At 72.7% G+C, this 23,045-nt stretch carries 14 protein-coding genes and 1 pseudogene; 8 read left to right on the top strand and 7 right to left on the bottom strand.

Annotation, left to right across the window (positions count from 1 at the left end):
• Nucleotides 1-84 precede the first annotated feature (84 nt).
• The gene (locus RCO28_RS14040; protein ID WP_308941406.1) at nt 85-1,317 is read right to left on the bottom strand and encodes an arginine deiminase; all 1,233 of its coding nucleotides are present in this window, start codon (nt 1,315-1,317) and stop codon (nt 85-87) included.
• Nucleotides 1,318-1,691: 374 nt separating this feature from the next.
• Between RCO28_RS14040 and RCO28_RS14035 the strand changes: the two genes are divergently transcribed.
• Nucleotides 1,692-2,240, top strand: coding sequence for a DUF4328 domain-containing protein (locus tag RCO28_RS14035; RefSeq protein ID WP_308941405.1), 549 nt, complete (start codon nt 1,692-1,694; stop codon nt 2,238-2,240).
• Nucleotides 2,241-2,376: 136 nt separating this feature from the next.
• Here RCO28_RS14035 and secD read toward each other — a convergent pair whose 3' ends face one another.
• The 5 genes and pseudogenes from secD to RCO28_RS14010 form a co-directional block, all read right to left on the bottom strand.
• Nucleotides 2,377-4,692 (bottom strand): protein translocase subunit SecD, encoded by a 2,316-nt coding sequence (gene secD / locus RCO28_RS14030; protein ID WP_308941404.1) that lies wholly within the window; start codon nt 4,690-4,692, stop codon nt 2,377-2,379.
• 87 nt (nt 4,693-4,779) lie between these two features.
• Nucleotides 4,780-5,181 (bottom strand): hypothetical protein, encoded by a 402-nt coding sequence (locus RCO28_RS14025; RefSeq protein WP_308941403.1) that lies wholly within the window; start codon nt 5,179-5,181, stop codon nt 4,780-4,782.
• A 141-nt stretch (nt 5,182-5,322) separates the two neighbouring features.
• Nucleotides 5,323-7,887: a polynucleotide kinase-phosphatase gene (locus tag RCO28_RS14020; protein WP_308941402.1), complete on the bottom strand. Its 2,565-nt coding sequence runs from the start codon at nt 7,885-7,887 to the stop codon at nt 5,323-5,325.
• Nucleotides 7,884-9,374 carry a 3' terminal RNA ribose 2'-O-methyltransferase Hen1 gene (locus RCO28_RS14015; protein WP_308941401.1) on the bottom strand — a complete coding sequence of 497 codons (1,491 nt, stop codon included), beginning with the start codon at nt 9,372-9,374 and terminating at the stop codon, nt 7,884-7,886. Before RCO28_RS14015 ends, RCO28_RS14020 begins: the two co-directional genes overlap by 4 nt.
• A gap of 257 nt (nt 9,375-9,631) precedes the next feature.
• Nucleotides 9,632-10,225 (bottom strand): annotated as a pseudogene (locus RCO28_RS14010) (TetR/AcrR family transcriptional regulator); the annotation flags it as partial.
• A 217-nt stretch (nt 10,226-10,442) separates the two neighbouring features.
• Between RCO28_RS14010 and RCO28_RS14005 the strand changes: the two are divergent.
• From RCO28_RS14005 to RCO28_RS13975, 7 genes are all read left to right on the top strand, one after another.
• Nucleotides 10,443-11,963, top strand: a complete 1,521-nt coding sequence (locus RCO28_RS14005; protein WP_308941399.1) for an APC family permease — start codon at nt 10,443-10,445, stop codon at nt 11,961-11,963.
• 97 nt (nt 11,964-12,060) lie between these two features.
• On the top strand, nt 12,061-13,674 hold the full coding sequence (locus RCO28_RS14000; protein ID WP_308941575.1) for an amidohydrolase: 1,614 nt from the start codon (nt 12,061-12,063) through the stop codon (nt 13,672-13,674).
• Between the two features lie 60 nt (nt 13,675-13,734).
• Nucleotides 13,735-14,406, top strand: a complete 672-nt coding sequence (locus tag RCO28_RS13995) for a helix-turn-helix domain-containing protein (RefSeq protein ID WP_308941398.1) — start codon at nt 13,735-13,737, stop codon at nt 14,404-14,406.
• Nucleotides 14,407-14,594: 188 nt separating this feature from the next.
• A complete protein-coding gene (locus RCO28_RS13990; protein ID WP_308941397.1) occupies nt 14,595-15,911 on the top strand; it encodes an MFS transporter in 1,317 nt (438 codons plus the stop codon).
• A 32-nt stretch (nt 15,912-15,943) separates the two neighbouring features.
• Entirely contained in the window at nt 15,944-18,019 is a 2,076-nt protein-coding gene (locus RCO28_RS13985; protein ID WP_308941396.1) for an acetate--CoA ligase family protein, read from the top strand.
• A 64-nt stretch (nt 18,020-18,083) separates the two neighbouring features.
• Nucleotides 18,084-19,460, top strand: coding sequence for a DUF1254 domain-containing protein (locus RCO28_RS13980; RefSeq protein ID WP_308941395.1), 1,377 nt, complete (start codon nt 18,084-18,086; stop codon nt 19,458-19,460).
• Nucleotides 19,461-19,506: 46 nt separating this feature from the next.
• Nucleotides 19,507-20,721, top strand: coding sequence for an alkyl sulfatase dimerization domain-containing protein (locus RCO28_RS13975; RefSeq protein ID WP_308941394.1), 1,215 nt, complete (start codon nt 19,507-19,509; stop codon nt 20,719-20,721).
• Here the strand turns inward: RCO28_RS13975 and RCO28_RS13970 are convergent.
• Nucleotides 20,718-22,985: a DEAD/DEAH box helicase gene (locus tag RCO28_RS13970; RefSeq protein ID WP_374991157.1), complete on the bottom strand. Its 2,268-nt coding sequence runs from the start codon at nt 22,983-22,985 to the stop codon at nt 20,718-20,720. The genes RCO28_RS13975 and RCO28_RS13970 overlap by 4 nt on opposite strands.
• Between the last annotated feature and the right edge of the window lie 60 nt (nt 22,986-23,045).

Raw genomic sequence — 23,045 nt, 5'->3', positions numbered from 1 at the left:
GAAGTCTATACGACCAGCAACATTTTTATACAGCCCCTCCTCTGCCCCTCCCCGGCGCCCCGCACCCCCTTGAACCGCACCCCCTTAAACCGCGTCCCGCTCCACCGGACAGCTCATGCAGCGCGGGCCGCCACGACCTCGCCCCAGCTCGCTGCCCCGGATCTCGATGACCTCGATGCCCTCCTTGCGGAGATGCGTATTGGTGGTCGAGTTCCGTTCGTACGCCACGACCACGCCCGGCTCGACCGCGAGCACGTTGCAGCCGTCGTCCCACTGCTCCCGCTCGGCCGCGTGCACGTCCTGCACGGCCGTGAGAACCCGGATGCCGTCCAGGCCGAGGGCCGCCGCGATGGCGTGGTGCATGTGCTCCGGCGGATGGTCGGTGACCTTCAACTCCCGTTCCCCGTCGGCCGGTTCGATGGTGTACGAGCGGAGCATGCCGAGCCCGGCGTACTGCGTGAACGTGTCACCGTCGACCATCGTCATCACCGTGTCCAGGTGCATGAAGGCCCGGCGCTTCGGCATGTCGAGGGCGACGATCGTGGTGGCGCTGCCCGCCGCGAACAGCTTGTGCGCCAGCATCTCCACGGCCTGCGGCGTGGTCCGCTCGCTCATCCCGATCAGCACCGCACCCCGCCCGATGACCAGGACGTCCCCGCCCTCGATCGTCGACGGATAGTCGCTCTGCCCCTCCGACCAGTGGTGGAAGGCCCCTGCCTCGGCGCTCGCGAACAGCGGGTGGTGCCGGTAGATCGCCTCGAAGTGCACGGTCTCGCGCTGCCGCGCCGGCCAGCGCATCGCGTTGATCGACACCCCGTCGTAGATCCACGCCGAGGTGTCGCGGGTGAAGAGGTGGTTGGGCAGCGGCTTGAGGAGGAAGTCGTCCAGATCCATGGCGTGGAACCGCACCGAGGTCGGCTCCGGGTTGCGCTCCAGGAACTCCCGCTTCGTCATCCCGCCGATCAGCGCCTCCTCCAGGTCGGCGAGCGGCAACTGCTCGAACGCGGCGCGCAGCGGGTCCGTGGCCAGCGGCCCGTACTCCTTCTCCTCGAAGACCCGGTCCAGTACGAGGGACTTGGCGGCCGGCACCTCCAGGGTCTCGCGCAGCAGATCACCGAAGAGGTGCACCTCGACGCCGCGTTCGCGCAGCACGTCCGCGAAGCCGTCGTGCTCCTGCCGGGCCCGGCGCACCCACAGCACGTCGTCGAAGAGCAGGGCGTCCTTGTTGCTCGGGGTGAGGCGCTTCAGCTCCAGATCGGGCCGGTGCAGGATGACGCGGCGCAGCCGGCCGGTCTCGGAGTCGACATGGAATCCCATGCGCCTATCCTGGCCCGCCGCCGCCCGCTTCACCCGCCGAAAGCGGCGGTTCAGCCCTCCCCTACGGCCTCGTGCACGGCGACGCCGCGCGCCCTCAGCACCCTGCGGGGGACGGCCTCCTCGGCGGTGAGGTGAGCGGTACGCATCGACCGTACCGGCCGAATATCACGCGAGGGCTGTTGATATGACGTACGAGCAGTGCAGCCGAGGCAGAACGGACCACTCCACATGAGCCCCCCTCCCCCGCCGACAGCACCGCGGACGGGCCCACGCCGGACGGGGTCGCGCCACCGCGCATACTCGGGCTCGTCCTGCTGGCCGCGCTCGCCGCGAGCATCGTCGCGACGGGGGCCGCCGCGGCCGCGCAGTGGCACATGCGGTCCGTGCTAGGGACGCTGCCCGAGGGGGCGGAGGCCGGCACCGCGGACGGGTATCAGCGGGCCGGCATGTGGCTCGGCAACACCACCGGGGTGCAGGAGGCCTGCCTGTCGGTGGCGGTGCTGCTGCTCGCGGTCTGGGTCTTCCGGCTGCGGGCCAACGCCCTGATCCTGGACCCGAATTGGCCGCAGCGGCACGGCGTCGGCTGGCTCCTGCTCAGCTGTCTGTGCGCCATCGGGCTCCTCTTCGTACCGAAGATGATCGTCAACGATGTGTGGGCCGCCTCCACGCCGCCCCCCAACCAGCGCCGCGGCAACGCCCTGCTCACGGTCTGGTGGCTGGCCGTCGTCGTCACCGCCGCCGAACTCTCCCGCGGCCTGTCGCTCGTGCAGGACGCGGGAGACGACGTGCTGACCATCGGCGAGGGGCTGTTCGACCTCCTCATCGGCGACACCTTCGCCGTCGCCGCCTGCGTCCTCACGGTCGTGGTGGTACGTCGACTGGGGGCGCTGCAGTCGGGGCGGCGGGGGGCGGCTTCGGCTTAGCGGGGGCCCCGATAGGGGCGCGGGCTGTGACATTTGCGGCTCCGCCGCGGGGCGCGACCAGCCACAACGGCGCAGGGGCCGAACGACGGCCGCGAAGTCGGGGGCCGGGGCGGAGCCCCGAGGCTGCGGCGCCGTCTCAGACCACCGCCCCCGAGTCGCCACGGCGGCCTGCCGGTCGGGGGCGTGACGGGGGCTTGGTCTCGGTGGGCCAGCGCCGCTCCAGGCTCACCGCCAGCGGCACCGCCGTACCGATCGTCGACGCCATGCCGACGAGGACACCCGCGATCAGCGCGACGGAGAAGTCCGCGAGCGAGTCCCCGCCGAGCACGGCCAGCGCGGCCAGGACGAACAGGGCGCCCATGCCGGTGTTCACGGTGCGCGGCAGGGTCTGCACGACGGCCGTGTTGGCGACGTCGACCAGGCTCGTGCGCGGATCGCGGCGGCGGCCCTCGCGGACCCGGTCGAAGACCACCACCGTGTCGTTGACGGAGTAGCCGATCACGGTGAGCAGGGCCGCGAGGAACACGCTGTCCACGGGCTTGCCCAGCCAGGCGAACAGGCCCACGACGAGCAGGACGTCATGCACCATCGCCATGACCGCGGCCGCCGCGAACGTCCAGCGGAACCGGATGCTGAGATAAAGGAGTTGGGCCGCGACCGCCACGCCGAGCGCGATCAGGGCCTTGTGCCGCAGCTCGTCGCCGAGGCTCGGGCCGATCAACTCGTCCCGTTCCACGCTCACTTGGCCGCCGGGCCGCTCCAGGGCCTCCTTGATGGTCTGCTGCTCGTCGTTGCTGAGGCGTTCCGTACGCACCGAGATGTCGCCGTCGCCGGACTCCTGGACCACCGCGCGCGGGAACCCGGCGTCCGCGACGGCCTCGCGGGCGGTGTCCACGGCCACGGGCCTGCTGGTGCTGTACTCGACGAGGCGGCCGCCGGTGAACTCCACGCCGAAGTCGAGGCCGCGCAGCGCGATGCCGCCGATCGCGACGGCGACGAGCAGGGCGCTGGCGCCGAGCCAGCGGCGCCGGTGGTGCACCAGACGCGGGTCCCGCCGGGCGAGCCAGGACCGCACCCGGCCCGTGGACGTGATCCCGGTGAGCGCGGGCCGCTTGCGCACGAAGCCCCGTGAGATCGCGAAGTCGGCGAAGACGCGGGTGATGACGAGCGCGGAGACCATCGAGGCGAGAACGCCGATGGAAAGAGTGACGCCGAAGCCCTTCACCGGACCGACGGCGAAGAAGAACAGCAGCCCGGCGGCGAGCAGCGTCGTCACGTTGGAGTCGACGACCGCGCTCCACGCCTTGGCGAAGCCGGTGGTCAGCGGCTTGTCGAGGCGGCCCGCCGCGCTCTTCGTCCGGGCGCCCAGATATTCCTCGCGGGCCCGCTCGAACACCAGGACGTTGGCGTCCACGGCCATGCCGACGGCGAGGACGAACCCGGCGAGCCCGGGCAGCGTCAGCGTCGCGCCGAGGGCGACCAGCGCCGCGTACGAGATGAGTCCGTACAGCGAAAGGGCGAGGGTGGCGAGGAAGCCGAGGAGGCGGTAGACCACGATGATGAACAGGCCGGTCAGGGCCAGGCCGATGATCGCGGCCTGGGCGCTCGCGGCGATGGCGTCGGCGCCGAGGGTGGGGCCGACGGTGCGCTGCTCGACGACCTCCACGGGCACCGGCAGGGCGCCGCCCTTGACGAGGGCGGCCAGTTCCTCGGCCTCGGGCTGCTGGAAGTTGCCGGTGATCTGGGTGTTGCCGCCGGTGATGCCGACGCGGCAGGCCACGTCCGGGTTCACACTCGGCGCGGAGATCACCCGCCCGTCGAGGACGATAGCGACCCGCCGCTTCGGGTCGCCCTGCGGCGCGCAAGCCGCCTCGCCGGTGACGCGGGCCCAGTCCTCCCCGGCCGCCTTGCGGAACTTGAGGTTCACGACCCAGCCGGCCATGTTCTGCTGATCGAGCACGGCCTCCGCGTCCCGCACCCCGTCACCGGTGAGCGCCGCCTTGCCGAGGTTCAGATACGCGCCCTTCTGGTCGGGGTCGGGCAGCGTGCGGGCCGCACCGGGGTCCTGTTTCCCGGTGTCCGCCTGCGGCTTCTTGGCGGTGACTCCTTCCACCGGGTGCACGGTGAGCTGCGCGGTGCGGCCGATGACCTCGGCGGCCTCGCGCGGGTCCTGGACGCCGGGCAGTTCGACGATGATGCGGTCGTCGCCCGAGCGGGTCAGGCTCGGCTCGGAGACCCCGAGGGCGTCGACGCGCTGGCGCAGCACTTCGAGGGCGCGCTGCGTCGACTCGGCGTCGGCCCGGGTCGTGGGCGAGTCCTCGGTCTGGAGGACGATCTGAGTGCCGCCGCGCAGGTCGAGGCCTAGGCGGGCGGACTGGGTGAGGGCGAAGAAGAGCGAGGCGGCGATCACGCAGAGTGCGACAACCGCTCGCCACATGGGCGCGCGAGACATGGTTCTCCCGGGGAGGGGATCGATGGGCGGGTACGGGCAGCCGGAACCGCGGCCCAAACCCGCACCCGCCTCCACGGCGGGCAACGGTCAGGCGGCGACCGGCACTTGACGTATCTCCGGCCCGCTCGGCGGCCCGCGCGGCCGCGGCGCGGCGACGTCCTGGCCGGCCGGCGGCCCGTCCCGGCCGACCCGTCCGTCCGGGCCGCCGTGCGCCCGGTGCCCTGCCGCCTCACCGGCACGCGGGGTGAAGAACGGGGGCGGGGGTGTCGTCTCCGGGTGCGAGCCGATGTGGCCGTACGCAAGCTGCGCGCCACCCTTGCCGCCGTGGCCGAACTGCACCCCGGCCGAGCCGTGCGCGAACTGGGGCGCACCGGACGCGCGTTGGGCCTGGACCTCCGCCGCCGCCGTGGACGACGGCAGAAGCAGGAAGGCGACCGCCGCGAGGAGAGCGGACAACGCTGCGGCGAGCGGGCGGCGGTGTGCCGTCACTCGCGGATACTGCCGGTCCACGTCTGCCCCTCCCCCCTCTCCGATCCGTCGATCTGCCCTCACAACGCGGCACGTGCCCGGAGGGGTTCCCCTCCCCTCCGGGCACACACGAACGAGTGAACGAATCCCGCAGGGCCGCCGCTACAACCGCGGGTCCACCGGCTCCGATTCGAGCGCGAGGACCGCGAAGACCGCCTCGTGCACGCGCCACAGCGGCTCGCCCTCCGCGAGCCGGTCCAGGGCCTCCAGGCCGAGCCCGTACTCGCGGATCGCCAGGGACCGCTTGTGGCCGAGGGAGCGGTTGCGCAGCCGCTGCAGGTTGTCCGGCCGGGTGTACTCGGGACCGTAGATGATCCGCAGGTACTCGCGGCCACGGCACTTGATGCCGGGCTGGACGAGGTGCCCCTTGCCGTCGCGGGCGAGAGCGCGGACCGGCTTGACGACCATGCCCTCGCCGCCGCGCCCGGTCATCTCCAGCCACCAGTCGACGCCCGCCTGCACGGACGCCGGATCGCCGGTGTCCACGTAGAGGCGCCGGGTGGTCTGCAGCAGGCCGCTGCCGTCGTGCTCCACCATGCGGTCGAGGAGGGCCAGCTGCTCGTCGTGGCCGAGGCCCGCGAGGCTGCGGCCCTGCGCGGCGAGGATCTGGAACGGGGCGAGGCGCACGCCGTCCAGGCCCTCCGTGCTCCAGCAGTAGCGGCGGTAGGCCTGGGTGAACGCCTCCGCGTCCGCGGCCCGTTCGCGCTGGTGGGCGAGGAGTTCGCCGGTGTCGACGCCGCGCGCCGTGGCCGCTTCGAGCGCGGCGAGCGCGCCCGGGAACACGGCACCGGAGGCGGCGCCCACCGCCGCGTACTGGCTGCGGAGCAGCCCGCCCGCCTTGAGCGACCAGGGCAGCAGTTCGGCGTCCAGCAGCAGCCATTGAGTGTCGAGTTCGGCCCAGAGACCGGCCTCGTCGACGGCGACGCGGACCCGGCGCAGGATCTCCTCGGTGACCGCCCGGTCGTCGAAGAACGGCCGGCCGGTGCGGGTGCAGAGGGAGCCGGTGACGCCCTCGGCGCCGAACCGCTCCCGCGCCACCTCCTCGTCCCGGCACACCAGGGCCACGGCCCGCGAGCCCATGTGCTTCTCCTCGCACACGACGCGCTCCACGCCGTCCGCCGCGTACTGCGCGAACGCCTCGGCCGGGTGCTCCAAGTAGCCCTCGACCTGCGAGGTCGCCGTGGGCGCCATCGTCGGCGGCAGGTAGGGAAGCAGCCGCGGGTCGACCGCGAAGCGGCTCATGACCTCCAGGGCCGCCGCCGCGTTCTCCTCGCGCACGGTGACCCGGCCGACGGTCCTGGTCTCCACGCTGCGGCGGCCGTGCACGTCGGCGAGGTCCAGCGGCCGTCCCTCGTGGCCGCCGGGCGCCTCGGTGGCGAGCGGCTTGGCCGGTTCGTACCAGACCTTCTCGGCCGGTACGTCGACGAGTTCGCGCTCCGGCCAGCGCAGCGCGGTCATCTTGCCGCCGAAGACCACACCGGTGTCCAGGCAGATGGTGTTGTTCAGCCAGGTCGCGTTGGGCACCGGGGTGTGGCCGTACACCACTGCCGCGCGGCCGCGGTACTCCTCGGCCCACGGGTAGCGCACGGGCAGCCCGAACTCGTCGGTCTCGCCGGTGGTGTCGCCGTACAGGGCGTGCGAGCGGACGCGACCGGACGTACGGCCGTGGTACTTCTCGGGCAGGCCCGCGTGGCAGACGACGAGCTTGCCCTCGTCGAGGACGTAGTGGCTGACGAGCCCGTCGATGAACTCCCTTACCTCCGTGCGGAACTCCTCGCTCTCGCCGTCCATCTGCGCGATGGTCTCGGCGAGTCCGTGGGTGTGCTGGACGCCCCGGCCCTTGAGGTAGCGGCCGAACTTGTTCTCGTGGTTGCCGGGCACACACAGCGCGTTGCCGGACTTCACCATCGACATGACGCGGCGCAGCACACCGGGGCTGTCCGGCCCGCGGTCCACGAGGTCGCCGACGAACACGGCCGTACGCCCCTCGGGGTGTGCGCCGTCCACATAGCCGAGCGTGCCGAGCAGGGTGTCGAGCTCGGAGCGGCAGCCGTGGATGTCGCCGATGATGTCGAAGGGGCCGGTGAGGTGGCTGAGGTCGTTGTACCGCTTCTCCAGGCGGATCACGGCCCGCTCGACCTCGTCGGCGCCGCGCAGCACGTGCACCTTCCGGAAGCCCTCGCGCTCCAGGTGCCGCAGGGAGCGGCGGAGTTCGCGGGTGTGGCGCTCGATGACGCGGCGCGGCATGTCGGCCCGGTCGGCGCGCTCGGCGTTGCGCCGGGCGCACACCTCCTCGGGGACGTCGAGGACGATCGCGATGGGCAGGACGTCGTGCTGCCGGGCCAGCTGGACGAGCTGCTTGCGGCTGTCCTGCTGCACGTTGGTGGCGTCGACGACGGTGAGCCGGCCCGCGGCGAGCCGCTTGCCCGCGATGTAGTGCAGGACGTCGAAGGCGTCGCGGCTGGCGCTCTGGTCGTTCTCGTCGTCGGAGACCAGGCCGCGGCAGAAGTCGCTGGAGATCACCTCGGTGGGCTTGAAGTGCTGACGCGCGAAGGAGGACTTGCCGGACCCGGAGGCGCCGACGAGGACGACCAGGGACAGGTCGGTGACGGCCAGCTCGCGGGGCACGGCGGCGGCCGCGGCGGTGGCGCTTTCGGTGGTGGTCATGCGGCCTTCGCTCCCTTCGGGTTCGTGGTGCTGCTTGCCGTGTTCGTACGCAGCGTGAAGACGGCCATCTGTGTGGGCGGTCCGACCTCCGGGTCGTCGGGCCCGACCGGTGTGAACTCCACGTCGTAGCCGTGCCGTTCGGCGACCTCCCGCGCCCAGCCTCCGAACTCCTCGCGGTTCCACTCGAAGCGGTGGTCGCCGTGCCGGGTGTGCCCGGCGGGCAGGGTCTCCCAGCGGACGTTGTACTCGACGTTCGGCGTGGTCACGAGGACGGCGGCGGGCCGCGCCGCGCCGAACACGGCGTACTCGACGGCGGGCAGCCGGTCCAGGTCGACGTGCTCGATCACCTCGCTGAGCACGGCCGCGTCGTACCCCTTGAGCCGCTTGTCGGTGTACGCGAGCGAGCCCTGGAGGAGTGTGACGCGCTCGGCCTGCCGCTCACCCATGCGCTCCAGGCGGAGGCGGCGCGCGGCGACGGTGAGCGCCCGCATCGACACGTCGACACCGACGACCTCGGTGAACGTCACGTCCCCGAGGAGCGCCTGCACCAACTGGCCCTGGCCGCAGCCGAGGTCGAGCACGCGGTGCGCCCCGGACGCGCGCAGGGCGGTGAGGATCGCCTCGCGCCGCCGCACGGCGAGCGGTACGGGCTTCTCCTCGGTGTCGGCGTCCTCGTCGACGGCGTTGTCGAGCTCCTCGACGTCCACGTCGTCGGCGTCGGCGAGCCGGACCAGTTCCAGCCGTTCGTTCGCCTCGCGGGTGAGGGAGCGGCGGCCCGCGAGATAGCGGTTGATGATCAGCTGCTGCTGCGGGTGCTCGGCGAGCCAGCCCTCACCGGCGCGCAGCAGCTTGTCGACCTCGTCGGGCGCGACCCAGTAGTGCTTGGTGTCGTCGAGCACGGGCAGCATGACGTACAACTGCCGCAGTGCTTCGGCGAGTTGGGCCTCGCCTTCCAGTACGAGCCGTACGTACCGCGAGTCGCCCCACTCGGGGAACCGGGCGTCGAGGGCGACCGGTTCGGCGGTGACGGTCCAGCCGAGCGGGCCGAAGAGCCTCTCCACGAGCTCGGCGCCGCCGCGCGCGGGCAGCACCGGCACCTCGATCCGCAGCGGCAGCGGGCGGCCGACCAGCTCGGGCCGGGCCGCGCAGCTCCCGTTGAGGGCACTCTTGAAGACGGCGCTGAGGGCGACGGCGAGCAGCGAGGAGGCGGCGTACGGCCGGTCGTTGACGTACTGCGCGAGGGCCGCGTCCGCCGCGCCGCCCCGCCCCTTGCCCTTGCCCTTGCCGCGCCGCACCAGCGCCACCGGGTCCACCTCCAGGAGCAGCGCCGCCGTGCAGCGCTCCGCGCTCGCCTCCGGGTAGAAGACGTGCGCGCGGCCGTGGGAGGTGGAGAACGCCTGCGCCTTCTCGGGATGCTTGTGCAGCAGGAACCCGAGGTCGGTGGCGGGGCGGTCGTGGGTGCCGGTGGTGCTGATCGTCAGGAACACGGTGGGTACGCCTCGAAACAGGGCCTGAGCTGCGCACGCGGGGTGCGAACACAGCTGCGAACGCCCTCAAGGTACCCGGAGGATCGCCGCGAGGGTCAGGGGTTTTCGGGCCCGGAGTCGGCCGGCGGTCAGGCCGTTCGGGACCCGGCACCCGATGCGGTACCGGCCCCGTCGCCCGACGCGGTACCGGCCCCGTCGCCCGACGCGGTACCGGCCCCGTCGCCCGATGCGGTACCGGCCCCGGCGCCCGAGCCCGCGAGCCCCCGGCAGTGCGCCAGGAATCCCGCGAGCGTCAGGTCGAAGGCGCGGTCGGCGCGGTTCGGGCCCGTGACCTTCTGGGCGGCGGCCAGGCGCGGGGCCGCCGACTCGTCCTCGACGACCCACATCACCTCGGGCGCCGACATGTCCAGGGCCGAGCCGAGGACGAGGTTGTCGAGTCCCGTGATGACCGGCATGACCTCGTCCCGGGCGAAGCCCGCGTCGGCGAGGAGCCCGGCGACCCGCTCGTACTGCGCGATGACGCGGGGCACGCGCACCGGGGACGTCATCAGGAGGGAGATCGCCCGCGGGTGGGCGGCGAAGGCGGCCCGGTAGGAGCGGGCCCAGGCCTCCAGGGCGGTGTCCCAGGGGTGGAGGTCGAGGGTGGCCGGGTCGAGTTTCTCGACCACGCGCTCGCGGATCAGCTCGACGACTCCCGCCCTGCCGTCCACGTGGTGATACACCGACGCGGTCTGGACGCCGAGCCTGCGGGCGACCTCGGGGACGGTGAAGTCGCCCTTCTCGTCGACGAGTTGGAGGGCCGTCGCGCCGATGCGCGCCCGGTCGAGCAGGGCCTTCCGGGGCCGCCCCATGTGGTTTCTCCTGTCGCGAGGTCTTCCCGAATCGTACGGCCGCCCTCTACATTGCCTAAACCGAAACGGTTTAGGTTTCGGCGGTTCCTCCGGCGTCCCACCCCTCCGCACGCTCACGGCCCGCCGCACGCTCCCCGAATCCGGAATCCCGACTCCGGAATCCCGAATCCCGAATCCCGACTCCCGACTCCCGACTCCCGACGAAGGGCCGCGCGCCATGGACGTAGAGTCCACCTCCCGCGAAGGGGCACCCGCAGCCGTCGCGCCGCAGCGCACCGCCGCACCCGCACCGGCATCCGCACCCGCACCCGCATCGCAGCAGCACTCCCCCGGCCTGCGCCGGGCCCGCCTCGGCGTCGCCGACATCGCGTTCTTCGTCGTCTCCGCCGCCGCGCCGCTGACCGTGATGGCCGGGGTCGCCCCGCTCGCCATCGGCGTCGGCGGCCTCGGCGCGCCCGTCGGCTACCTCATCGCGGGTGCCACGCTCGCCCTCTTCGCCGTCGGCTTCACCACGATGACCCGGCATGTGCGGCACGGCGGCGGCTTCTACGCGTTCATCACCCGCGGCCTCGGCCGCCCGGCCGGTTTCGGCGCGGCCACGCTGGCCCTGCTCGCGTACAACGGCATGCAGATCGGTGTGTACGGGCTGCTCGCCACCGGCACCCAGGACGCCCTGAAGGCGCTGTGGGGCGTGGATGTGCCGTGGCCGGTGATCGCGTTCGCGGGCGTGGGCGTGATCTGGTTCCTCGGCTACCGCAGCATCGAGTTCGGCGCGAAGGTCCTCGGCGTCCTGCTGCTCGCGGAGACCGGCATCCTCGTCCTGCTCGCCGGCGGGGTACTCCTGGACGGCGGTGCCGAGGGCCTCGCCCTGGACTCGTTCGCGCCGTCCAACGTCCTCGTGCCCGGCACCGGCGCCGTGCTCGCCTTCGCCTTCGCCGCGTTCACCGGCTTCGAGTCGACCGCCATCTACCGGCGCGAGGCCCGCGACCCCGGCCGCACCATCCCGCGCGCCACCTTCATCGCCGTCGGATTCCTCGGCCTGTTCTACGCGTTCAGCGTGTGGATCGTCATCCAGGCCTTCGGCAGTTCGCAGGTCGTGAAGGCCGTCGCCGACGACCCGCTCGGCCTGTTCTTCACCGCCACCTCGCAGTACGTCGGCGACTGGGCGGCCGCGCTCATGCACGTCTTCATCGTGACCAGCATCATCGCCTCGCAACTGGCCTTCCACAACGCGATCAACCGGTACGCGCTGTCCCTCGCCCAGGAAGGCGTGCTGCCGCCCGCGCTCGGCCGGGTCCACCCCCGCCACCGCTCCCCGTACGTCGCCGGGCTCGCGCAGAGCGCCCTCGCCCTGGTGGTCGTCGCGGGCTTCGTGCTCGCCGGCGCCGACCCGTACCAGCAGCTCCTGCTGTGGATGAACACCCCGGGAATGATCGGCCTGTTGGCGCTCCAGGCCGTCACCGCGGTCGCCGTGTTCTGCTTCTTCCGCCGGGTCCGGCACGAGGAGGGCCGCTGGCGCACCGCGGTCGTGCCGGTCGCCGCGACCGTGCTCATGGTGGGCGCGCTGTGGCTGGTGATCGCCAAGATCGACCTGATGACGGCGGCCCCGTTCACCACCAACGCCCTGCTCGTCCTCACCGTCCCGGCCGCCTTCGCCCTCGGCGTCGCCGTCGCCCTGCGGATCCGCCGGACGCGCCCCGAGGTGTACGCGCGCTTCGCGGCCGAGCCGGAGGACTGACGGGGCCGCGCCCCTTCCTCTTCCTCGTACGACCCGAACCACCAGCCCCCTCACCACGCAAGGAACCGCCTCCGTGTCCCACCCGACCCCGCGCCCGCTGTCCGCCGCCGACACCGTCCTGACCGGCTGCCGTATCCGCACCCTCGACCCCGAGCGCCCCTCGGCCACGGCCGTCGCGGTCAAGGACGGCCGGATCGTCGCCGTCGGCGAGGAGGCGGATGTCCGGGACTGGCGCGGCGCGCACACCGAGGTCGTCGACCTGGGCGGCGCCACGCTCACCCCCGGGCTCGTCGACGGGCACAGCCACCCCGTCCTCGGCCTGGAGATGGCCACCGGCCTCGACCTGTCGGGCTGCCGCGACCTGGACGAGCTGCGCGCCGCGCTCGCCGACGCCGCCCGCGCAGCCGCATCCGGCGCGTGGGTCACCGGGTACGGCCTGGACCACAACACGTTCGGCGGCCGACCCGTCCACCACGACCTGATCGACCCGGCGCTCGGCGGCGTACCGGCGTTCCTCCGCCTCTACGACGGCCACTCGGCGCTCGCCAGCGGCCCGGCCCTTCAGGCCGCCGGGATCGACGGGCCGCGCGCGTTCGCGCAGCGCGCGCGGGTGGTGTGCGACGCGGACCGGCGGCCCACCGGCCATCTGATCGAGCCGGCCGCGATGGACCTCATGCAGCCGGTCCTGCCGGTCGAGGACACCTCCGTACGCCGGTCCCGGCTCCTGAAGCTGCTGCGCGACATGGCCGCGACCGGACTCACCGGCGCCCACGTCATGGACCTCCAGGGCGTCGGCGTGCTCGACCTGCTCGCGGGCTGCGAGGCGGAGGCCGGGGCCCTGCCGGTGCGGCTGCGGATCGCGCCGTGGTGCATGCCGGGCACGGACACGGCGGGCCTGGACCACCTCGTCGCGCTGCAGCGTGAACGGGGTCGGCACTGGCGGGTCGGGGGCGTGAAGTTCTTCATGGACGGAACCGTCGAGGGCGGCACCGCCTGGCTGGAGCACGCCGACTGCCATGGCCAGGGCACGGAGGCGTTCTGGCCGGACCCGGCCGCGTACACCGCCGCCGTGCACCACCTCGCGCGGGCCGGGGTGCGCACCGCCACGCACGCCATCGGGGACGCCGCCGTACGCCATGTCCTGGACACCGTCGTGCAGTTGACGGACCCTCAGGAACGGTCGCTGCACCGGATCGAGCACATCGAGACCGTGCCCACCGGCCAACTGGAGCGGTTCGCGCAGCTCGGCGTGGCCGCGTCGATGCAGCCCACGCACACCGCGTACACCCGCGCCGACCACACCGACGAGTGGTCGAAGCGGGTCGGCGAGGAGCGGGCCGGGCGGGCCTGGCGCTGCCGCGACCTGCGGGACGCCGGGGCGACCCTGGCCCTCGGCTCGGACTGGCCGATCGCGCACTACGACCCGCGCGAAGTGCTCGCCACGGCCCGGCTGCGCAGGCTCCCCGGACGCCCGGAAACCGCCCCGGTCCTTGCCGGGCAGGCACTGACGGGCCTGATGGCCCTGGAGGGCTACACATCGCACGCCGCCCTCGCGGCCGGCGAACAGGACACCTCCGGCCGAATCGCACCGGGATACCGGGCGGACCTGACGGCATTCACGGTCGACCCGGTGGACGCGCCTGCCGACGAGCTGGCAGAGGGGCCGATCACGCTGACGATGACGGGCGGGGAGGTCGTGCATCGGGCCTGAGCACGGCGACGGTGAGCGCGGCCGGGCGCGCCCGACCGCGCCCGCGCGCCGGAACCTACGATGGGGCGACGAGTTGCCGAGGCGTGGGTGGGTGAGGGTGTGGGCAAGAACGGGGCGGCCCCCGGTCCGTCGATGGACAGCGAGCTCACTGCGCAGACGATCGAGCGCGCCGCCATCGAACTGCTCGAACGGGACGGCGTCCTCGGCGGGTTGAACCTGCGCGAGGTCGCCGACCACGCGGGCGTCAACCGCGGCCTCGTCTACCACTACTTCGGCTCGCGCCGTGAACTCCTGCGGTCCGCGCTGCGCCGCAACGTCCGCGAACGCATCCTCGCCATCCGGATCCAGGACCACCCGGCGCGGTTCGGGGACCGGGCCCGGCACGTCCTCAAGGGCAGCATCCGGTACGCCTCGGCCATGCGCCTCGCGGTCCTGCTCCTGCTCGACCAGGACAAGGAGGTGCGGCTGATGCCCGACCAGCCGCGCACCCAGGAGCTGTTGCGCACGGACCAGGAGTCCGGCCTGATCGACACCGACGTGGACCTGGTCGCCCTGCACGCCACACTGCAGTCCCTCACACTCGGGTACGTCCTGTCCCGCTCACGTCTGGCCAAGGAGTTCGGCGTCGGCGTACGCGAACTCGACGAGCGGGTGGCCGCGCTGGCCGAGCGGCTCGCGGAGGCGGTGGACGGACCGGAGGCCAAGTCCGAGGCCGACCCGGGCAAGCACTGACTCACCCCCTCCTTCGCACGTCAGAGCCAGGATTCCCGCCCGCCTGCTCCCTCTTCGCGTTTAGCACTTCGCTAAGAACCCACCGTCACACCCGTTGACGGAACGCTAAAGCAGCGGCTTTCATCGAAGGCGCCGCACATACCGCCTGGTATGTGCGGCCCCCTTCCCCTTCGAGGAGGCGAGAGGCAATGGCGGCTCCACAGGTCGTCGGTCCGACCGACGCGCGCGACACCCGCACCACCCCTCCGCGCACCGCACGAGCCTGGGCGGTCACCGCGATGGTGGTCGCACTGATGGTGATCAACTTCGCGGACAAGGCGGTGCTCGGACTCGCCGCCGCCCCGATCATGAAGGAGTTCGACCTCACCGCCGGCCAGTACGGCGCGATCGCCAGCAGTTTCTATCTGCTGTTCAGCCTGTCCGCGGTGATCGTCGGCTTCATCTCCGACCGAGTGCGTACGACCTGGATCCTGGCGGCGCTCGCCGTCCTCTGGTCGCTGACCGCGCTGCCCGTACTGCTCGCCGCGAGCGTGCCCGCGCTGTACGCCAGCCGGATCGCGCTCGGCGCCGCCGAGGGTCCGACAGCGCCGATGGCGGTGCACGCGGTACAGAAGTGGTTCCCGGAGCACTCACGCTCGGTGCCGACCGCGCTGACCCAGATGGGCGGCGCGCTCGGACTCGCCGTCGCCGCACCGACGTTGGTGTACTTCATCACGAACCACGGCTGGCGCTCGGCCTTCGTGGTCCTGGCCCTCACCGGCTTCGTCTGGGTCGTGGCGTGGGCTTTCATCGGCCGCGAGGGCCCCTTGGACACGTACGACGCAGGGCGGGGCACGGCCCCGGGCGAGGCGCGTACCGAACCGCACGTCTCGTACCGCCGGCTGTTCCTCAACCCCACTTGGTTCGGCACGCTCGCCGGAGGAATCGGCGCGTACTGGGCGCTTGCGCTCGCCGTGGCCTGGCTCCCCTCGTACCTGGAGGGTTCGCTCGGGTACAGCGCGGCCGAGGCCGGGAACCTCGTGGTGGTGCCGCATGTCGTCAGCGCGATGATGATGCTCGGCGTGCCGTGGCTGTCCGGGCGCTGGATGCGGCGTGGCGTGAGCGGGCGGCTGGCACGAGGTGTCACGGGCGGCGCCGTGGTCGTCGCGGCGGGGCTCTGCATGCTGGCCCTTCCCCACACGAGCGGCGGTCTCGCGGTGCTGCTCCTCACGCTGGCGTTCGGCCTGCCCAGTGCGGTGTTCCCGCTCAACTTCCTGGTCGGCGCACAGATGCTGCCCGTACGCCGCCGCGGTTCGGTCATGGCCACCAAGACCGCCCTGGTAACGCTCGCGGGAGTCGCCGCGCCCGCCGTCACCGGCCGGATCATCGACGCTTCGGGCTCCGCGAGCGCCGGGTTCCAGGAGGCGTTCGGGGTGTGCGCGGCGCTGATGATCGTCGGCGGTCTGATCGGCGGCCTGCTCGTCAACCCGGAGCGCGAGGCCCGCCGCTTCGGCCTCACCACCTGACCCTCCGCACCCCTTCGACCTGGAGGTACGTGATGTCCGACCCGCTTGACGCACTGTTCTTCCCGCGCAGGATCGGCGTGATCGGCGTGTCCCCCCGCCCGGGCACCTGGGGCCGGCGTGTCGTGGACCTGCTCCGTTCCGGCGGCTACGGGGGCGAGGTGTACGCCGTCGAGCCGCGCGAGCACGACCCCGAACTCCCGTCCCTTGACGACCTGTTGACCGACGGACGGCTGCTCGACCTGCTCGTCGTCGCCGTACCCGCCGAGGCCGCCGTCGACGTGGTGGACCGGGCGCGGCGCGCCGGGGTGGGCGCGGTCGTGCTGTTCTCGGCCGGGTTCGCCGAGGCCGGCGAGGAGGGCGGGGAGCGGCAGGCCCGCCTTGCCGCCGCCGCGGGCGACATGCCCGTCCTCGGCCCCAACTGCCTCGGCCTCGTCAGTCGGCCCGCCGCGACCGTCGTCACCGCGAGCGCCTACGTGGAACGCGCCGCGCCCGCGCCGGGACCGGTGGCGATCGTCACGCAGAGCGGCGCGATGGGCTTTGTCCTCGCCGCGCTCCTCGACCAGCAGGGCACGTCGTACTCGTACTACGCGAGCGTCGGCAACGAGGCGTGCCTGCCGCTCACGGACGTCGGCTCCTATCTGCTCGAACGGCCCGATGTGCAGGTCCTGGGCTTGTACGTGGAGCAGATCCGGAACCCGGAGGCGCTCGCCCGACTGGGCATGCGGGCACGGGAGTTGGACAAGCGGGTCGTGGTCCTGAAGGCCGGGGCGAGCGAGGCGGGCGGCCGGGCCACGCTGTCGCACACGGCGGCGGTGGCGGGCGATCCGCTGCTGTTCGGGGCGCTGTGCCGGGACGCGGGCATCGTGACGGCCGAGGACGACGAATCGTTCGCCGACCTGGTGACCGCGCTGCAACGGCCGGTGTCACTGCCACCCGAGCCGCGGTTCGCGGTGCTCTCCATGTCCGGCGGCGCGGGCGCGGTGATCGCCGACCGGCTGACGGCTCTCGGCGCGCGCGTGCCCGAGCTGGCGCCGGACACGCGAGCCACCGTGGCCGCGCTCGACCTGCCGGGCGTGGCGGCCCTGGACAATCCGATCGACCTGGGCGGGCAGTTCTACCGCGGCGCCGAGTCGTTCGGCGCGCTGCTCGCGGCGTTGGACCGGGACCCGGCGATCGACGGCGTCGTCTGCTGCTTCACCTTCGGCGATCAGTTCGTCGAGATCTACCGTGAACTAGCGCATTCTATAGGCGAGTTGACTACTCCGGGCTGGCTGGTCTGGGCGTGTCCGCCCGAGGGTGCGCTGAGCGGCGCGCCGCCGGGGGTGGTGCATCCCACGATCGCGAGCCTGATGCGCGCGCTGCCCGCTGTCGTACGGGAGCCGGAGCCCGAACTCGCCGACGAGGGCGCCTCGTCGGACGCCAAGGCCGCGGCGGCGCGGGTCGTGGCCCTCCTGCCCGGCCCACCCGGCGTGGTGACGGAGGCATCCGCCGGGCCGCTACTGCGGGAACTCGGCGTGCCGTACGTGGAGTGTGTGGACGTGGACGCGGCGGCACGCGGGCCCGGAGGCGACACGCCCGACGGGTCGTACGTCGTCAAGCTCGACTCCCCCGACGCGCCGCACCGCGCCCGACTCGGCCTCGTACGACTGGGGGTTCCGGCCGCCGACGTCTCCTGTATCGCCTCCGAACTGCTGGCCCGCGCAGAGGACTTGGGGCTGCGGGACGCACAGGTCGTCGTACAGCCGCGGCTCGCCCAGGCCGGGGAGCTGTCCATCGGCGCCGTGCGGGATCCGCAGTACGGGCCCGCCCTCGTCGTCGGTCCCGGCGGCGCGCGGGCGGAGGAGGCGGGCGCGGACCGGCATGTCGTGCGACTGCCCGCCGCGCCGGGGGCGGTGGAGCGTGTCGCCGATTCCGTCGCCGCCCGCCACCCGGCGCTGCACGGACCTGTCGTGACCCAAGTCCTCTTCCTGATCGCCGAGTTGGTCGAGCAGGCGCCGAGCCTGGCCGAGCTCGACATCAATCCGCTGCTCGTCCGCCCCGACGGCTCTCTGGTGGCCGTCGACTCGCTGCTCGTGCTGTCGGCGGACGACACACCCGAACACTCCTGACCGCCAACTCCCGCGCTTTGCACGGAAGTTCACAGTCACCGACGCGACGAACCGAGGGACACCCATGTCTGACGACACGCCCAGGATCGCCCAGCGCGCCACGGACACCTTCACGACCGCCGTCGAGGCGTACCTATGGGGCTACCCGCTGGTCCTCATGGACCGCACCCGCAGGCTGCTCACGCACCGCGACCACCGGGGCAGCGCCCCCGTCAACACGCTCAGGCACCGCGCCCGGCTCGCCGCACCGCGCGACCGCGAGATCGTCAAGCCGAACAACGACACGCTGTACTCCATCGCCTGGCTCGACCTGGCGCGCGGACCGCTGCTCCTGGAGGTCCCGGACGTCGACGGCCGCTACTACAGCTTCCAGTTCCTGGACGCGTACACCAACACCTGGGCGTACGTGGGCAGTCGGACAACGGGCACGCAGGCGGGGCGGCACCTGATCGTCGGGCCCGGCTCGAACGGCTCGAACGACGAGGGCCCGGACGGGGCGGCCGTGCTGCGGTCGCCGACCGACACCGTGTGGCTGATCGGGCGCACCCTCGTCGACGGTGAGGAGGACGTATCGGCCGCGAGCAAGGTCATGCGGCAGTACCGGCTCACTCCGCTCCGCCCCGAGGACCGCGTCGACGAGACGGCCGCGTGGTCGACGGGCCCGGTCCCGTCCCCGCACACCATCGGGACCGCCGGCATCGCGTTCTTCGACGAGTTGGGCCGCGCCCTGGAGGCCGACCCGCCGCCCGCCTCCGACTCCGCCCTCCTGAAGCGCTTCGCCGGCGTGGGCATCGGCCCCGGGCTCCGCCCCGCACAGGACGCCCCCGACGGCGTGACCCGACTCGCCCTGGAGCAGGCCGTGACGTTCGGCGCGGCGCTCCTGGAGGCCAGGGATTCCGTGCGGGGCAGGGATTCCGTGCGGAGCAGGGATTCCGTGCGGGGCAGGGAGCAGGCCGACCGGACCGGGACCGGCTGGTCGTACGACCTGGACATCGGTGCCTACGGGCAGAACCATCTGCTGCGCGCGATCGTCGCCCGGCACGGCCTCGGCGCCCTCACCGCCGAAGAGGCCGTCTACGCCACGACCCGGCGCGACGCCGCCGCCCGCCCGCTCACCGGCGAGCACACCTACCGCCTGCACTTCCCCGCCGACCGCCTCCCGCCCGTCTCGGCCTTCTGGTCCCTGACCGCCTACGACGAGGAGAACTTCCTGGTCGACAACAAGCTCGACCGGTACGCGCTCGGCGACCGCACGCCCGGCCTGCGGTACGGGCCGGACGGCTCGCTCGACCTGTACGTCCAGCACGAAGCGCCCGCCGAGGGCACCGCCAACTGGCTGCCCGTGCCGCCAGGACCCTTCGAGCTGACGCTGCGCTTCTACGAGCCGCGCGCCGAGATGCTCCGCGGGGAGTACGTGCTGCCGCCCGTACACCGCCAGTAGTCAAGGCTTCTTCCTCAACTCACCTTTTACTCAAGGAGGTTCGTCCATGCTGGCCACCAACGTCGAGTCCAGTCCGCTGCTCGGCTCCCGGGCCCTGGAGTCCGTCGCACCCGGTGTCCACACCGTCGGGCTGCAGGGCAACAGCCTGGCCGTGGAGACCGACGAGGGCCTGCTGATCGTCGACTCCGGCCCGTCCCCGCACCTGGTCCGCCCCGTGCTCGACCAGCTCCGGGAGCAGACCGGGAAGAGCGTCCGCTGGATCGTCTACAGCCACGGCCACCTCGGCTACAACTACGGCGTGCCCGGCTTCCTCGACGCCGCCGCCGAGCGGGGCGAACCCAGGCCGACGGTGATCGCGCACGCCAACGTCGTCCACCGATACCGCCGCTACCTGGAGACGGCGGGCCTGCAGAACCACATCAACGCCCGCCAGTTCCGCCGCCCCCGCGCGGACTTCCCGAGGACTCCGCCGCTGACCTTCCCCGACCAGACGTACACCGAGTCCCTCACCCTGGGCTCCACGGGCCGCACCGTCCGGCTGCTGTGGGCGCCCTCCGAGACGGACGACGTGACGGCGGTGTGGCTGCCGCGGGAGCGGATCCTGTACGCGAGCGCCGCCGTGATCAGCGGCATCCCCAACATCGGTACGCCGATGCGCACCCTGCGCGACCCGGTCCGCTGGGCCGACACCCTGGACCGGCTGGCCGCGCTCCGCCCGGCGCTCGTGATCCCGGAGTTCGGGCCGGTGATCCGGGAGGGCGCGGCCGGTCAACTGACCGCGACCGCGGCCGCGTTGCGCTGGCTGCGGCAGGCGGTCGTCGAACGGCTCAACCAGGGCAGGGGCGTCGACGACATCGTGCACGACCTCGACTACCCCGCCGAGCTGTTCGACGTGCCATGGATGCGGGAGAACTACGGCCACCGCGAGTACATCGTGCGGGACATCGCCCGTTCCGAGACCGGCTGGTGGGACGGCAACCCCACCCACCTGCACCCCGCGCGCCCGGCCGACGCCGCCGCCATACGCGCCGAGGCGATCACCGACCGGCAGGCGGTCCTCGACACAGCGACCCGCCTCCGCGACACGGGCCGGATCCAGGACGCCCTGCACGTCATCGACCTCCTCGCCCTGGCACCGGGCGACGACCCGCATGTCGTGCGGGCACGGCAGCTGAAGGGGGACCTGTGCGCGTTGCGCAAGGAGGAGATCAGCAGCTATGTGTCGCGGAGTTGCTATGAGGTGGCGACGGACGCTGGTTAGGGGCAGTCGGCGTCAGACGGGTCCGGTACGGGCTCGGGCTCAGGCTCGGGTCTGGTGAGGTTCCCTGAGTCCCGTACGGGTTCCGGCTTGCTGAGGATGACGCCGAGGCGGGCCTGTTCCTCCTCGACGATGCGGCGCGCCAGCTCCGCGTCCGTGACGTCGATCGCGTCCGGTGTGGACTCCGCGACGGCGCTGCGGCGGGCGTACGCGTCGAAGAGGCGGGTCTTGTCGGCCAGCATCCGCACCATCCGCTCGTCGACGCCGCCGGTCGTGAGGAGGCGGTGCACGTGCACCGGCCGGGCCTGGCCCATGCGGTGGGAGCGGGCCACGGCCTGGTGCTCGATGGTCGGCTTGATCTGGGGTTCGCAGAGCACGACGACGGACGCGGCCTGCATATTGAGCCCGACGCCCGCCGCCTGGATCTGCGCGAGGAGCACCGCCGGGCCCCGGACGGCGGCGAACTCGTCGACGATCTGCTGCCGCCGTCCGGCCGCCACGCCCCCGGTGAGCGGCCCGAACACGGGTGCGCCGTCCGGGGTGTCCGCATCCTCGGCGAGCGCCTCGCGGATCACGGCCAGGACGTCCTTGAAGTACGAGAAGACCACCGTCTTCTGCCCGTTCGCGTCGGCCTCCTGGACGATCTCCCGGAGCCGGCCGAGCTTGGCCGACTTCTCCGGGCGTGCGTAGGCGGCTCTGCGCATCGCCATGAAGTTGCCGTCGATCACGGCCTCGCGGTACGCGTCCTCGTCGGCCGCGCTGGGCGTCTCCCACTCGTCGGTCTGCTGGAGGCTGGGCAGCTCGGTCAGTACGTCGTCCTGGTTGCGCCGCAGGTAGACCGGGGCGACGGCCTTGCGGAAGGCGACCGAGCCGACCAGGGCGTCCCGCTCGCCGAGGGAGTCCGCGACGCCGCCGTCGAGCATCCGGACCAGGTTGCGGAATTCGGCGGGGCGGTTCTCCATCGGCGTACCGGACATGAAGAGCGTGCGCTCGCAGCGCTCCGTCCAGCGGGCGACCGACTGGGACCGCAGGGCCTTCGGGTTCTTCACGGTGTGCGCCTCGTCGACGACGAGCATGTCGACCTCGCCGCCGCCCGGCACGGGGAAGCCGCGCAGCGCGTCGAAGGTGGTCACGGCCACTCCGCCGCGGCCCTTCCAGTCGTCGAACGCCTCGTGCCGGTCCGGGCCGTGCAGGACGGTGGGGCGCAAGGTGGAGCGCGCCTCGATCTCGCGGGTCCAGTTGACGAGGACGCTGGCGGGGCAGACGACCAGGAAGTGGCTCCTGCCCTCGGCGGCCAGGTGGGCGAGGGCGGCGATGGCCTGGATGGTCTTGCCCAGACCCATCTCGTCCCCGAGGAGCACCTTCCGGCGGGCGAGCGCGAACCGTGCGCCGAAGGCCTGGTAGCCGCGGAGCGAGACCCTCCGGTGGGTGTCGTCGAGTCCCTGTGCCCGGACCTGTTCGGCGATCTCGTCCGGCAGGAACCCCTCGGAGGCGGCGGCGTCCGGGACGCGTCCAGTGACCTCGGCGAGCAGGCTGTAGTACTCGGCGGAGCGCAGCTCGAAGTCCACCCAGGCGGCGATGTCGGAGTCGGGGCCGCGCAGCAGGTCCACGGAGGCCTGCGCCAACATGCCGGGCACGCCTGCCTGTTCGGCCTCGTCGACGAGTGTCCGCAGCTCGGCGACCGCGGCGAGGGCGCGGGCCTTCTTCTCGCGCCCGGTGAGCCCGGCGAGCAGCATCCGGAACCGTCCGGCGGCGGGCCGCGCGTCGGTGAGCAGCGGTTCGAGGCGGGCGGCGAGCCCGGTCGCGGTGTCGACGGCACGCCGCGCCTGAGGCCCCGCCTCGACCAGCACGTGCAGGGCGGTGACGAGTGCGGTCGTACGGGGCTCGGGGTGGTCGACGTCGATGTGCACGGCGACGGTCTCGTGCGCCGCCTCGGTCAGGCGCCGGGTGGCGGCGAAGATCTGGTCGACGGTGCGCTGGCCCACGCCGGGGAGCTGCCGCAGCCGGTACGGGCCGGCTTCGACGATCTCGCCGACCGTACGGAACCCGCCGTTCTCGACGCTGCCGAGGCGCAGCCGACCCTCGGTGAGTTCCTGGAGCCGGGCGACGGGAATGGTGCCGAGCTCGCGCGCGACCTCCGCGTCCTGGATCGGCTTCAGCGCGCCCCGCACCGCTTCGACGGCCCGCGCGTGATCGCCGACCAGCGCCCGCACCGCCTCGTACAGCCGCACACCCCGTGCGACCACAGCCCGCTCATCCCGCCCCACGCGCCCTGCCCTTCTCTTGCTGTGGCGGCATTTTCCCATCGGTACGGGGTGACGCCCTGG

It is taken from the genome of Streptomyces sp. LHD-70, from assembly GCF_031157275.1.
GTDB lineage: Bacteria > Actinomycetota > Actinomycetes > Streptomycetales > Streptomycetaceae > Streptomyces.
This window is presented reverse-complemented; position numbering and strand designations above follow the sequence as displayed.

Excerpts from the sequence above, each read along its gene's own strand:
- RCO28_RS13995 (WP_308941398.1), top strand. The coding sequence starts at position 13,735 with ATGGGGCGACGAGTTGCCGAGGCGTGGGTGGGTGAGGGTGTGGGCAAG.
- RCO28_RS14005 (WP_308941399.1), top strand. The coding sequence starts at position 10,443 with ATGGACGTAGAGTCCACCTCCCGCGAAGGGGCACCCGCAGCCGTCGCG.
- RCO28_RS13975 (WP_308941394.1), top strand. The coding sequence starts at position 19,507 with ATGCTGGCCACCAACGTCGAGTCCAGTCCGCTGCTCGGCTCCCGGGCC.
- secD (WP_308941404.1), bottom strand. The coding sequence starts at position 4,692 with ATGTCTCGCGCGCCCATGTGGCGAGCGGTTGTCGCACTCTGCGTGATC.
- RCO28_RS13990 (WP_308941397.1), top strand. The coding sequence starts at position 14,595 with ATGGCGGCTCCACAGGTCGTCGGTCCGACCGACGCGCGCGACACCCGC.
- RCO28_RS14035 (WP_308941405.1), top strand. The coding sequence starts at position 1,692 with ATGCGGTCCGTGCTAGGGACGCTGCCCGAGGGGGCGGAGGCCGGCACC.
- RCO28_RS14040 (WP_308941406.1), bottom strand. The coding sequence starts at position 1,317 with ATGGGATTCCATGTCGACTCCGAGACCGGCCGGCTGCGCCGCGTCATC.
- RCO28_RS13980 (WP_308941395.1), top strand. The coding sequence starts at position 18,084 with ATGTCTGACGACACGCCCAGGATCGCCCAGCGCGCCACGGACACCTTC.
- RCO28_RS13985 (WP_308941396.1), top strand. The coding sequence starts at position 15,944 with ATGTCCGACCCGCTTGACGCACTGTTCTTCCCGCGCAGGATCGGCGTG.
- RCO28_RS14020 (WP_308941402.1), bottom strand. The coding sequence starts at position 7,887 with ATGACCACCACCGAAAGCGCCACCGCCGCGGCCGCCGCCGTGCCCCGC.